11 protein-coding genes are annotated in these 11,980 nt (G+C 63.9%); 6 read left to right on the forward strand and 5 right to left on the reverse strand.

Features of this window, described 5'->3' with window-relative positions; translation table 11 throughout:
• Window positions 1-100 precede the first annotated feature (100 nt).
• Both KR767_RS10670 and KR767_RS10675 read right to left on the reverse strand, forming a co-directional pair.
• Entirely contained in the window at window positions 101-1,132 is a 1,032-nt protein-coding gene (locus KR767_RS10670; protein WP_250879093.1) for an alpha/beta hydrolase, read from the reverse strand.
• A gap of 144 nt (window positions 1,133-1,276) precedes the next feature.
• On the reverse strand, window positions 1,277-2,134 hold the full coding sequence (locus KR767_RS10675) for a LysR substrate-binding domain-containing protein (protein ID WP_250879094.1): 858 nt from the start codon (window positions 2,132-2,134) through the stop codon (window positions 1,277-1,279).
• Window positions 2,135-2,376: 242 nt separating this feature from the next.
• Between KR767_RS10675 and KR767_RS10680 the strand changes: the two genes are divergently transcribed.
• The 3 genes from KR767_RS10680 (at window position 2,377) to KR767_RS10690 (ending at window position 5,076) form a co-directional block, all read left to right on the forward strand.
• Window positions 2,377-4,338 carry a CocE/NonD family hydrolase gene (locus KR767_RS10680; protein ID WP_250879095.1) on the forward strand — a complete coding sequence of 654 codons (1,962 nt, stop codon included), beginning with the start codon at window positions 2,377-2,379 and terminating at the stop codon, window positions 4,336-4,338.
• 121 nt (window positions 4,339-4,459) lie between these two features.
• A complete protein-coding gene (locus tag KR767_RS10685; protein ID WP_166947382.1) occupies window positions 4,460-4,735 on the forward strand; it encodes a type II toxin-antitoxin system Phd/YefM family antitoxin in 276 nt (91 codons plus the stop codon).
• Window positions 4,735-5,076: a type II toxin-antitoxin system RelE/ParE family toxin gene (locus KR767_RS10690; RefSeq protein WP_250879096.1), complete on the forward strand. Its 342-nt coding sequence runs from the start codon at window positions 4,735-4,737 to the stop codon at window positions 5,074-5,076. The genes KR767_RS10685 and KR767_RS10690 overlap by 1 nt, the downstream gene beginning before the upstream one ends.
• 25 nt (window positions 5,077-5,101) lie before the next feature.
• On the opposite strand, the gene KR767_RS10695 is transcribed toward KR767_RS10690, so the two are convergent.
• Window positions 5,102-5,965 (reverse strand): DMT family transporter, encoded by an 864-nt coding sequence (locus tag KR767_RS10695; RefSeq protein WP_250879097.1) that lies wholly within the window; start codon window positions 5,963-5,965, stop codon window positions 5,102-5,104.
• A gap of 120 nt (window positions 5,966-6,085) precedes the next feature.
• Here KR767_RS10695 and KR767_RS10700 point away from each other — a divergent pair, with 120 nt between their 5' ends.
• On the forward strand, window positions 6,086-7,480 hold the full coding sequence (locus KR767_RS10700; RefSeq protein WP_250879098.1) for an aminotransferase-like domain-containing protein: 1,395 nt from the start codon (window positions 6,086-6,088) through the stop codon (window positions 7,478-7,480).
• Window positions 7,481-7,556: 76 nt separating this feature from the next.
• Here KR767_RS10700 and KR767_RS10705 read toward each other — a convergent pair whose 3' ends face one another.
• A complete protein-coding gene (locus tag KR767_RS10705) occupies window positions 7,557-8,441 on the reverse strand; it encodes a LysR family transcriptional regulator (RefSeq protein WP_250879149.1) in 885 nt (294 codons plus the stop codon).
• Between the two features lie 119 nt (window positions 8,442-8,560).
• Here KR767_RS10705 and KR767_RS10710 point away from each other — a divergent pair, with 119 nt between their 5' ends.
• Window positions 8,561-9,424 (forward strand): aldo/keto reductase family oxidoreductase, encoded by an 864-nt coding sequence (locus KR767_RS10710; protein WP_250879099.1) that lies wholly within the window; start codon window positions 8,561-8,563, stop codon window positions 9,422-9,424.
• A gap of 87 nt (window positions 9,425-9,511) precedes the next feature.
• Here KR767_RS10710 and KR767_RS10715 read toward each other — a convergent pair whose 3' ends face one another.
• The gene (locus KR767_RS10715) at window positions 9,512-10,639 is read right to left on the reverse strand and encodes an aminotransferase class I/II-fold pyridoxal phosphate-dependent enzyme (protein ID WP_250879100.1); all 1,128 of its coding nucleotides are present in this window, start codon (window positions 10,637-10,639) and stop codon (window positions 9,512-9,514) included.
• Window positions 10,640-10,818: 179 nt separating this feature from the next.
• Here KR767_RS10715 and KR767_RS10720 point away from each other — a divergent pair, with 179 nt between their 5' ends.
• The gene (locus KR767_RS10720; RefSeq protein ID WP_166947931.1) at window positions 10,819-11,697 is read left to right on the forward strand and encodes an EamA family transporter; all 879 of its coding nucleotides are present in this window, start codon (window positions 10,819-10,821) and stop codon (window positions 11,695-11,697) included.
• Window positions 11,698-11,980 lie beyond the last annotated feature (283 nt).

An 11,980-nucleotide genomic window follows, 5' to 3' on the forward strand; every position in this document is an offset into this window, starting at 1 on the left:
CGTTGGCTTCATCGGCTCTTTTAGGTGGAGTTTTCGCGACAACCTGTCTCACTGCGCTAGGTTCCTGCATTCGCAGGAACGACGTGAGGGGACTGGTGCTTTATCGGTCTTCGTGGCGCCTGTGGTGGCGGGTATCGTCGGGTTGTGCCGCTGTGCCGATAAAACCACGCGCAGCGAGCCAGTGGCCGAACATATCGGGCCACGCTTCTTCTTCCGGGATGCCTTCGGCAAGGCCGGCACCGTGCTCGCCATGGCGGAACAGATGCGCATCCGCCTGCACACCGGCCGCCTGCAAGGCATTGGCGAACATCACGCTGTTCTGCGCGCTGATGCGCTGGTCGTCCATGCTCTCGAAGAGAAACACCGGAGGCGTAGCCGACGTGACGTGGTCCTGACTGGACAGCTCATGCTCAAGGCGATCCAGTTCGCCACCGCTGTATCCATTGAGCAGGTGCTTGAGCGAGTTCGGCGAGGCGTACTGCGAGGGCAGCATCGAGATCACCGGATACCCCAGGCCCAGAAAATAGGGGCGGGCATTCACCGCGTCGATGGCGTCATGCACGGGCATGTCGAAGTCCGAGGCAGGGTGCAGGGCGAGCGTGCTGGCGAGATGCCCGCCGGCGGAGAAGCCGAACAGGCCGATGCGTTCGGGGTCAATGCCCAGGCGACCGGCATCGTGGCGCAGCAGGTTGAGGGCGCGGCGGCCATCCCACATGGGGACGGGATAGCGGTAGGTGCCGTTGTCCTGCACCAGGCGGTAATAAAGCACGAAGGCCTTGACGTGGTACGCGTCTGCGAAGTGCTGGGCGACGGGCTCCTGCTCCCTGGCATCGGTCAGGTGATCGTAGCCGCCACCCGGAATGATGAGGATGGCGGGCTGATCCGCGGTTTCGCCGTCGGCGGGAACGTACTCGCGCACGAAGGGGATGTCGCGGCAGGCATCATCACCCACGGCGCCCGGTGCCCGGCCCCGCCATAGAGGAATGTCGCGGGCGTCGGACGGGTCGAAGCAGGTGGCTGAGGAGATGGCGCGCTGGGCTTCCTCGCGATGGCTTTTCCTGGCGCTGGCGGGGTTGCTGGTGATGAAGGCCAGCAGGCCGATCGCGAGGATCAGCGGGACATTGCGGTACATCGGGGGGTTTCCTGTGAAGAGACGCATGGCGAGGCACCTCCAGGAACGGCCGTGGCGGCCTGGCGTTGAAGCGAATTCCTGCGAAAAGCGCAGGCTATTTGGCTTTCGTTGTGTTTTTACACGCGATCTTTTCGCATGCAAGCATCAGAGCGCGGGAAGTACATCGCGTATGTGTTCCTCAAAGCATTCCAGCAGGCGGGAATGATGACTTCCTGCCGTCTGCACGGTAATGCCCACCGAGGGAAGCGGCGGTAGTCCGCTGGAAGGCGGCAGCACCTGCAAGTCCGGCGGTACGCCGGTCAGCGTCATCACGGTGATGGCCTGCCCCGAGCGCACCACGGCCGTCAGGCCGGCCACGCTGCCGCTGGCATAGGCAACGCGATAGCTGCGTCCCTCACGCTCCAGGCTGGTCGTGGCCGCGATGTGGTCCAGCGCATCGGGGTCCGAGAGTGCCAGTTGCAGCGGGTCCAGCCGGAACGCCTCGCTACCCTTGCCTCCCACCCACACGAAAGGCTCGCAGCGCAGGAATTGTTCGCGCTCGGGGCTGTCCGGCTGCGACACGATGGCGATATCCAGCGACTGGTCTTTCAGGCGTTCCAGCAGGCGCGGTGTCGGTGCGCACACCACTTCGATGAATACCTGGGGATGCTGGCGGGCGAAGCTTTGCAGCAGGCCGGGAAGGAAGATGCGCGCGTAGTCGTCGGGGCAGCCGAAGCGTAGCCGCCCTGAAAGTGCATCGCCGGTGAGTTCGGCCACGGCATCGTCGTGGACACGGAGGATCTTGTACGCGTGGGCCAGAAGTCGCTCGCCATGCGTGGTGAGCACCACGCCGCGTCCGGTACGGATCATCAGCGGCTGCTGCACCGCCTGTTCCAGCTTCTTCAGCTGCTGGCTGAGGGCGGCCTGCGTGCGACCGACATGCTCGGCGGCGCGGCTCATCGCCGTGGCATCGGCGATGGCGACGAAGTTACGCAACAGCGCGATGTCGAGTCGGACGCCCATGGGCATCACCTTGCGCGGGGACGCGTCGGGGGAGGGATTAGCCATTCTTAAGTCGGGCGGCATGGGCAGATAAAGATGACTTATGGGGGATGGGGGACGTCACCACCGCCGATGATGCCCACGGTTAACGGCAACTTATGGGACCCATTAGCGTTTTTAGCTGTCGCCTGCCCGCGACCCATGGCTAAATCGTTCGCTGACCGATTCGGTCGCTTCCGCAACCACAGGATGAGTGTATGGGGATGACTCAGGGGAAAGTGCGTTTGCTGTGTTTCCTTGCCGCAATCGTGCCAGTCATGGCCACGGCGGCGCCGGCCGATCCGCCACCGCAGGGGCTGGTGGGGACCAATGACATACCGAAGACCTTCGAGGACGTGATCCCCGGCGGGCAGGATTTCGTCAAGCGCGTGGTGATGATCCCCATGCGCGATGGGGTGAAGCTGCAGACGATCATCATGCTGCCCAAGGGGGCGCACGATGCGCCCATCCTGCTCACCCGTACGCCATACAACGCCGAGGAACGCACGGGCAACGAGAAGGCCTCGACCATGCTTTCCGCGTTGACGCACAGCGATGCGGTATACGTGAAAGCGGGCTATATCCGTGTTTACCAGGATGTGCGCGGCAAGTACGGCTCCGAGGGCAGGTACGTAATGATGCGGCCCGTGCGTGGGCCGCTGAACCCGACGAAGGTAGATCACGTCACCGACGCCTGGGACACCATCGACTGGCTGGTGAAACATGTGCCGGAATCGAACGGCAACGTGGGCATGATCGGCTCGTCGTACGAAGGCTTCACCGTGGCGATGGCCCTGCTCGACCCGCATCCGGCGCTGAAGGCGGCGGTGCCGGAGAGCCCCGTCATCGATGCCTACATGGGCGATGACTGGTTCCACTACGGTGCCTTCCGCAACATGATGCTCGGCTACGTACACATGCAGACGGTGCAGCAAGGGCCGGGCGTGGTCACGCCCAGCGACACCTTCGACAAATACGACGAATACCTGCGCGCAGGCTCCACGGGCGATTACATCCGCAGTCGTGGCCTCGACAAACTGCCCTTCGTCAGTCGCATGATGGAGCATCCTGCCTATGACGCCTTCTGGCAGGGGCAGGATCTCGCCCGCCTGTTGGCGGCCCATCCCTCGTCGGTGCCCACGCTGTGGGAGCAGGGCCTCTACGACCAGGAAGACATGTGGGGCGCGAACCATGCGTGGCTTGCATTGAAGGCCGCAGGGCATGCGTCCAACAACTGGCTGGTGCTGGGGCCGTGGTCGCACAGCCAGGTCAATGGCATCGGTTATACGCTGGGGCCGTTGAAGTGGTCGGGCGATACCGCGCTTGAGTACAACCGCGACATGGTGCTGCCGTTTCTCAACCAGTATCTGCGGGGCGGTGCAACGGCGAAGCTGGCGCATGTCTCCGTGTACAACACGGGCGAAAGCCATTGGGATCATTTCCCGGACTGGCCGGTCGCGTGCGACAAGGGCTGTGCTGTGGGGTTGAAACCGCTGTACCTGGGCAAAGATCGCAGCCTGTCGTTTACGGCGCCTACGGAAGCGCAGGCCGGTGACAGCTATGTCAGCGATCCGGCACGACCCGTGCCTTTCCTGCCGCGCCCCGTGCTCGATCCGTTTTTTGGCTATGGATCGACGTACGCGGGCTATGTGCCCTGGAGCAAGTGGCTGGTGACCGACCAGCGCTTCGTCGATGGCCGTACGGATGTGCTGGTATACGAGACACCGGTACTTAAATCACCGGTACGGGTGCAGGGCACTCCCGTGGCGGACATGCATATGATCACGACGGGCACCGATGGCGATGTCATCGTGAAGCTGATCGACGTGTACCCACCGCAGGTGCCTTCCGACCCGACGATGGGCGGGTACGAACTGCCTATCGCGCTGGATATCTTCCGCGGGCGGTACAGGGAGAGTTTCGAACACCCTGCGGCGATTCCGGCCAACCAGCCGCAGCGCTACCGGTTCGAACTGCCCAACGTGAACCATGTGTTCCAGCCGGGACACCGGATCATGGTGCAGGTGCAGTCCACCTTGTTCCCGCTTTACGACCGCAATCCACAGACCTTCGTGCCGAACATCTTCAATGCGAAGGCGGAGGATTACCGCCCGGCGACGGTGACTGTGCTGCGTTCGGGAGATCAGGCAAGCGCGATAGGGTTGCCGGTCGTCGATGGGCCGTAGCTTGTACGAAAGGGCTTTCCCTGCCGGGAGGGCCCTTTGCGTGCCTGGGCACGGGCGGTGTCGACTTGATGAAGGACTATTAAAGGACTAAATTAAGTCCATATCAGTCCGGGGTCTACCCATGCGCTACTCGTCTCAGGTGAAGCCGATCAGCTACCTCAAAGCCAATGCAGCCGAGGTTCTGGCCCAGTTGGCGGAGCAGCGCGAACCGCTGGTGATCACCCAGAATGGCGAAGCCAAGGCCGTTATTCAGGACGTGGCTTCTTTCGAGGAAACGCAGGAGGTCCTGGCCCTGCTGAAGGTCCTCGCTCTGGGTAACCAGGAAGTGGTCGCCGGCAAGGTCAAGCCAGTGGCAGATGTGGTGGCACGTCTGCGTGCGAAGCGTGTCGCGGACTGATGCCGGCTCGACGAGGCTCTTACGACGTCCTGCTGAGCCAGGGTGCGGAACAGGACCTGGAATCGATTCACGACTACATCGCGGAATTCGACTGTGTAGCGAATGCCAACTACGTCCTGGATCAGTTGATGACGGCGGTAGAGCAACTCGCCCGGTTTCCAGAGGGTGGTAGCCATCCCAAAGAACTCCTGGCACTCGGTATCAAGGAATATCGCCAGACCACCTTCAAGCCGTACCGGGGGATCTATCGCGTCCACGAAAACCGGGTCGTTATCTATCTGATCGTGGATGGTCGCCGAGACATGACATCGTTGATGACCCGGCGCCTGTTAGGCGGCTGAGCGAACCGGGAAGCGTGTGAACGGGTTATCTCGCAAAGCGCCGCGCACCAGTCACGCAGACGACAGCGCCAAGCGTAACCACAAGCATCGCCCAGCTTACGGTTTCGTGCAGCAGCAGTGCCGCGAGGCCGAGGCCGAGGAATGGTTGCAGCAATTGCAGCTGGCCTACCGCCGCGATGCCGCCTTGCGCGAGGCCGCGATACCAGAAGATGAAGCCGATCAGCATGCTGAAGACGGAGATGTAGGCCAGGCCGATCCATGCCGATGAGGACACGCTGCCGGGGGAGGCGGGCAGGGTGAGGACGAACATCGGCAGCATCACGGGCAGGGCCAACACCAGCGCCCAGCTGATCACCTGCCAGCCGCCGAGCTTGCGCGACAGGCTGCCGCCTTCGGCATAGCCCATGCCACAGACGACCACGGCCAGCAGCATCAGCAGGTCGCCCTGAAGCGACGAGGCCACACCATCGCGTAGGGCGTAGCCCACCACGCAGGCAGCACCGGCAATGGAGAACAGCCAGAACGCGGGACGCGGGCGCTCGCCGCCACGCAGCGCGCCGAACAAGGCCGTGCACAGCGGCAACAGGCCCAGGAACACCAGCGAATGGGCGGCCGAGATGTGTTGCAGCGCCAGCGAGGTCAGCAGGGGAAAGCCCAGCACGACGCCCACGCTCACGATGGCCAGTGAAGAGAGATCGCGGCGGCCCGGGCGGCGCTCGCGCAAGCCCATCAGCAGGCAAAGCGCCAGCAGGGCGGCAATCGTGGCGCGGCCCGCGGTGACGAAATACGGGTCGAGCTCGACCACGGCGGCGCGGGTGGCGGGCATCGAGCCGGCGAAGATGGCCACGCCCATCATGCCGTTGAGCCATCCGCTAGTGGACTTTTCCATGACCTGCTCCTTTGAGTAGTGTCCAGTGGACCACTCGCAGCGGCGCTTCCCAAGGCACGGTTGAGTACAATTGGAGGAAACTGTTTGGTATCAATGGCAGTACAGTTTCGGAGAAGTGTCATGAGGCGTGGAGATACCCGGATCGAGGCGGTGGTGACGGCAGTGCGTGCGGGCATTGCTTCGCGCACCTATGGGCCCGGCACGCGGCTGCCCTCGGTGAGGGCGCAGGCCAAGGCCATGGAGCTGTCCGTGTCCACGGTAGTCGAGGCTTACGAGCGGCTGGCCAGCGAAGGTGTGATCGCGTCGCGGCCGGGTTCGGGGTTCTATGTCACGGGTGCGGCCGCGCCGTTGTCGCTGGCGGATATCGGGCCGCGGCTCGATCGTGAGATCGATCCGCTGTGGATGTCGCGGCAGGCGCTGGAGACCGGTGCGGATGTACTGAAACCCGGCTGCGGCTGGCTGCCGTCCTCTTGGATGTACGAAGAGGGCATGCGTCGTGCCCTGCGTGCGGCCGCGCGTGCCGATACGCCGATGCTTACCGATTACGCATCGCCGCTGGGGCCGGCCGAGCTGCGCCAGTTGCTGTCCAGGCGTATCGCGGCCACTGGCGTCGATGCCTCGCCCGAGCAACTGATGCTCACCGAGTCGGGTACGCATTCCATCGACCTGGTATGCCGGTTCCTGCTGGAACCGGGCGATACCGTAGTGGTGGACGATCCGTGCTACTTCAATTTCCATGCGCTGCTGAAGGCGCATCGGGTGAATGTCATCGGTGTGCCGTATACGGCGACAGGTCCGGACATCGACGTATTCGAAGCGGTGTTGCAGGAGCACTCGCCGCGCGTCTACATCACCAATTCAGGGCTGCATAACCCCACGGGCGCCGTGCTCTCCCCCGTCACGGCGCATCGCGTGCTGAAGCTGGCCGAGCGCGCGGACATGGTGATCGTCGAGGACGATATCTTCGCGGATTTCGAGACCACGCATGCGCCACGGCTGGCGGCCTTCGACGGGTTGTCGCGGGTGATCCTGATCGGCAGTTTCTCCAAGACGATTTCGGCGTCGCTACGCTGTGGCTGCATTGCGGCCCGGGCCGACTGGATCGACAGCCTGATCGACCTGAAGCTCGCGACCACGTTTGGTGGGGGTCGTCTGGCCTCCGACATCCTGTTGATGGCGCTTACCGACAGCGGTTATCGCAAGCACATGGAGTCGATCCGCCACCGCCTCGCCGAAGCGCGTGAGCGCACCATTGCCCGGCTGCGTCCGCTCGATATCGAGCCGTGGCTGGTGCCGCAGGCGGGGATGTTCCTGTGGTGTCGCCTGCCGGAAGGGCGCGATGCGGGTGATCTTGCGCGCGCGTGTCTTCGCGAAGGCGTGGTGCTGGCGCCGGGCAACGCATTCAGTCAGTCGCTGAGCGCGGGTAATTTCCTTCGTTTCAACGTGGCGCAGTCGTCGGAGAAGAAGATCTTCGATACCCTGAGCCGCGCCCTGTCAAAGCGAAAACCCCTGTAGGAGCGCGCCTTGCGCGCGACCGGTCGAGGCGAGAATGTTGGTCATCGTGATAACCGGTCGCGCGCAAGGCGCGCTCCTACAGGGAAGGGGTGGCTCTTACGAAGTCGACGAAGGCGCGCAAAGGTGAAGGCAGGTGGTTGCGGCCGGGGTAATAGAGAAACGGCCCGCTGAAAACCTGGCACCAGTCCATGAGCACGGGCACCAGCGCGCCGCTGTCCAGGTAAGGCTTCAGCCAGTCCTCGAACAGGCGGATGATGCCCAGTCCCTCGACGGCGGCATGCACCGCGAGGTCGAACGCGGCACCCTGGCGAACGACCAGCGGCCCCTTCGGATCGACACGCAGGATTTCCCCGTCGCGTTCGAACTCCCATGGCGGCATCGCGCCACCAGAGAACTGCCCGCGCAGGCAGGCATGGTGCAGCAGGTCGCCTGGGTGCCTGGGCGTACCGTGCACCGCCAGATACGAAGGTGCGGCGGCCGCCATCAGACATTGCGTGCGCGGACCGATCGGCAGGGCGATCATGTCCTGCTCCAGCCGTTCGTCATAGCGGATGCCTGCGTCGCATCCGGCGGCCATCAGGTCGACGAAGCTGTCTTCCACGACCACCTCGACGCGGATATCGGGATACATCCGCAGGAAGGGCACGAGGATCGGGCCCAGTACCGTGCGTGACACGTTGGCGGGAACGTTGAGTTTCAGGGTTCCCGCCGGTCGGTCGCGATAGAGGTTCACGACGTCGAGGGCGGCTTCTACCTCGTTGAGTGCCGGCGTCAGCCGCTCGACCAGGCGTGCGCCGACTTCGGTGGGCGCCACGCTGCGCGTCGTGCGGTTGAGCAGCCGCACGCCCAGCCGGGTTTCGAGTCGGCGTACCGCCTCACTGAGCCGGGAGGCGGAGGTGTCGGTAGAGCGCGCGGCCTCGCGGAAGCCACCGGCGCGGACCACGGCGAGGAAGGCGAGCAGGTCTTGCGGATCGGCGTTCATTGTTCGGGATTCCGTACAGCCCGTGCCGATTCGACCGGATTATCGGGGGAGTGGTCAATACCTATCTTTCGCTCCGTCCACTCATACCGGAGCGAGTCATGACCGATCTCAACAAAGCAGGTACCTGGTCGCTGGGCGGCCGTCAGGTGAAGCGCATGGGCTATGGCGCCATGCAGCTGGCGGGTCCAGGGGTGTTCGGGCCGCCGAAGGATCACGCGGGTGCCCTGGCGGTGCTGCGCGAGGCCGTTGCCGCCGGCGTCGACCATATCGATACCAGCGATTTCTATGGCCCGCATGTCACCAACCGCCTCATTCGCGAAGCCCTGGGTCCTTATCCGGACAACCTCACCATCGTCACCAAGCTTGGTGCCGTACGTGGTGACGATGCCTCGTGGCTTCCGGCGCAGGAACCAGCGCAGCTGGAGCAGGGCGTCCACGACAACCTGCGCAACCTCGGTGTCGACGTGCTCGACGTGGTGAACCTGCGCATCATGGGCGATATCCACAAGCCCAGCGAAGGCTCCATCGAAAAGCAGTTCACGGCGCTGGCCGAGTTGCAGCGCAAGGGACTCATCCGGCATCTGGGCGTAAGCAATGCCACGCTGGCGCAGGTGCAGGAAGCGCGCTCCATCGCGCCAGTGGTCTGCGTGCAGAACCAGTACAACCTCGTGGAGCGGGATGATGAGTCGTTGATCGATACCTTGCACGAGCTGGGTATCGCCTACGTGCCGTACTTCCCGCTGGGTGGGTTCTCGCCGTTGCAGTCCGAAACGTTGTCGAACGTGGCGAAGCGCCTGGAAGCGACGCCGATGCAGGTGGCGTTGGCGTGGCTGCTGCACCGCTCGCCCAATCTGCTGCTGATTCCGGGTACATCGTCGGTGGGGCACCTGCGGGAGAACCTGGCGGCGGTGGATATGGTGTTGCCCGACGATGTGCTGGGTGAACTGAACTCGATGGCCTGACCCTCCCTGTAGGAGCGCGCCTTGCGCGCGACCGGTTGAGGCGAGATGCCTGTCATCGCGAGAACCGGTCGCGCGCGAGGCGCGCTCCTACAGGTGTAGATAGGTGTCGAGGGCGGCCAGGGCTTCGGCGCAGTCCGCGCGGCCGTAGCCGATACGGAAGCGGTCGGTGGGAGTTGGCAGCAGGGCGGAGGCATAGTGGGTTGCCGGCAGCAGCAGGACGCCGGAGGTCTCCACCAGCTTCGCCGCGAACGCATCCACCCCTTCGCTACCCAGATAACGTGGATATGCGATGCAGCCGCCATCGGGGCGATACCACTCGAAGCGATCCGCCCAGCGGGCGAAGAACCTGTCCAGGTGGACGAGATTGGCATCGAGCAACGTGCGGATGCGCGACAGGATCGTCTCCCGCGCCTTGAGGGCAATCAGCGCCAGCTGCTCCGAGGGCCCGGCATTGCAGATTGAAAGATAATGCTTGTAACGCTCCATGCGTTGCAGCAGGTCACGATCGCGGCACGCGATCCAGCCGATGCGCAGCCCCGGCAGCCCATAGGCTTTCGACATCACCCCCAGCGACAGCCCGCGTTCGTAGACATCCACCGCCGCGGGCAGGTGGATCGTGCCCGTGGGCCCCAGCGGTCGGTAGACCTCGTCGCTGAAAAGCCACAGGCCATGCTTGCGACACAGCTCGACCAGTGCATCGAAACGCTCCCGTTCGAGGATCTTGCCCGTGGGATTGTGCGGAAAGTTGATCGACACCAGCCGTGTGTTGGGCCGGATAGCCGCAGCGACACGGTCGATATCGAGCGACCAGTGGTCGTCGGGATCGAGCGCTACGCCGGTCACTTCGCAGATCGCGAGCGGCACCGTTTCCGCCGATTGGTAGTTGGGGGTGACCACGATGGCATGGTCACCCGGTTCCAGCAGGACGCGCATGGCGATGTAGATGCCTTCTTCCGCGCCCGCGAAGCAGAGGATGTCCCCGGGGAGGCGGTCGGCGTAGAGGCTGGCGATCTCCTCGCGCAGGGCGGGTGCGCCATAGGTCTGCGTGTAGCCCAGATGCAGCCGTTCGAAAGCCTCCCGGTCGTCCGGCGTCGCCAGGTCAAGCAGTTCCGCCAGGCTCATGGACTGCGCATCGGAGGCCGTGAGGTGGTAGCGCGCGGCGAATTCCCAGCGCGAAAAATAGGTTTCGAGGCTGAAGTCGGGGAGTGTCGTCATGGGGGAGATACCGAAGTCGTCGGTGGAGACTATATGTCTTATGAAGACCATTAGTCTATATTGTCAGCAGGCTTGACCGGAATGCTTGCGCATTGAGGTACCGAGGCTTCATCTTCGCGGTTCCCGGCCGGCGCTTCCCCGCGACCGCGCCTATCGAGGCAGGTCCCCACAGGTTCATGATGAACACGCTACGCACTTCCACCTGGCTTCCGGCGCTGGCCGTCCTGGGCTCGATCACCTCGTTGTGCATCGGCACCTCGTTCGCCAAGAAGCTTTTCCCACTGGTCGGTGCCGAAGGCACGTCGGCCATGCGCGTGGGTTTCTCGGCCGTGGTGCTGCTGCTGTTCTGGCGTCCGTGGCGCTGGCCGCTCACCCGTCGCGACGCGATCTCGATTGCCCGTTACGGTTTCACGCTGGGCGTGATGAACCTGCTCTTTTACATGGCACTGCGGACGATTCCATTCGGCATCGCCGTGGCCATCGAGTTCAGCGGCCCGCTGGCGGTGGCGATGTTGTCGTCCCGTCGCGCGGTGGATTTCATATGGCTGGCCTGTGCCATTGCCGGCCTGCTGATGCTGCTGCCACTCACTCATGACAGCGCGCTGGATCGTACCGGCGTGCTTTGCGCCATGGGTGCCGCGGTCTGCTGGGCGCTCTATATCCTTTTCGGCAAGCGGACAGGGCACCTGCATGCAGGTCACTCCGTCTCCCTCGGCCTGGTGGTGGCGAGCCTCGTGGTCGTGCCGTATGGGGTCATGCACGCCAGTGGCAGTCTGCTCGATCCGTACATTCTTGTGGCCGGTGTCGGCGTGGCGATTGTGTCCAGCGCCATTCCGATGACGCTGGAGATGGCGGCGCTGAAGCGCCTGCCCAGCGAAACCTTCGGGGTGATGGTGAGCCTTGAGCCCGCCGTTGCCTCCCTGCTTGCCCTGCTCCTCCTGGGAGAGCACCTTTCCGCCAGTCAATGGATCGCCATCGGCTTTATCGTGGCCGCGTCGATCGGCAGCACGATCACTGCCGGCCGGGCGCGGACCCAAGCGGCAGAAATGGCCGGCTAGTGCGCCAAAGAGGGCTGCCAGGCGCGTTTCTTCGCAACCGTGTCGTGGCAACTCTCGCTACCGTTTCGCAGGACGGCCGGCCGTTCAGGCGTGAGCCGATGCGCCTTCGGCGATAACAGGTCTGCGGGGGACGCATGGCGCGAATGCGGCACGCGAATCATGCCCGCAGGCGGAAAAGGCCGGATACCGTTGATGATGGCGATCCTTCCGCTTCCCAGGGAACCGTCATTCAGGGTATAAAGCGCCACTTGAGGATGACAAGTCGGCGAGGCGCCCGCGTGCG

Source organism: Luteibacter anthropi, assembly GCF_023699965.1.
GTDB classification, from domain to species: Bacteria; Pseudomonadota; Gammaproteobacteria; order Xanthomonadales; family Rhodanobacteraceae; genus Luteibacter; species Luteibacter anthropi.

Bases quoted from the DNA above. Each gene is read 5' to 3' on its own strand.
- KR767_RS10670 (WP_250879093.1), bottom strand. From the start codon at position 1,132: ATGTACCGCAATGTCCCGCTGATCCTCGCGATCGGCCTGCTGGCCTTC.
- KR767_RS10680 (WP_250879095.1), top strand. From the start codon at position 2,377: ATGACTCAGGGGAAAGTGCGTTTGCTGTGTTTCCTTGCCGCAATCGTG.
- KR767_RS10715 (WP_250879100.1), bottom strand. From the start codon at position 10,639: ATGACGACACTCCCCGACTTCAGCCTCGAAACCTATTTTTCGCGCTGG.
- KR767_RS10675 (WP_250879094.1), bottom strand. From the start codon at position 2,134: ATGGGCGTCCGACTCGACATCGCGCTGTTGCGTAACTTCGTCGCCATC.
- KR767_RS10710 (WP_250879099.1), top strand. From the start codon at position 8,561: ATGACCGATCTCAACAAAGCAGGTACCTGGTCGCTGGGCGGCCGTCAG.
- KR767_RS10685 (WP_166947382.1), top strand. From the start codon at position 4,460: ATGCGCTACTCGTCTCAGGTGAAGCCGATCAGCTACCTCAAAGCCAAT.
- KR767_RS10695 (WP_250879097.1), bottom strand. From the start codon at position 5,965: ATGGAAAAGTCCACTAGCGGATGGCTCAACGGCATGATGGGCGTGGCC.
- KR767_RS10690 (WP_250879096.1), top strand. From the start codon at position 4,735: ATGCCGGCTCGACGAGGCTCTTACGACGTCCTGCTGAGCCAGGGTGCG.
- KR767_RS10700 (WP_250879098.1), top strand. From the start codon at position 6,086: ATGAGGCGTGGAGATACCCGGATCGAGGCGGTGGTGACGGCAGTGCGT.
- KR767_RS10720 (WP_166947931.1), top strand. From the start codon at position 10,819: ATGAACACGCTACGCACTTCCACCTGGCTTCCGGCGCTGGCCGTCCTG.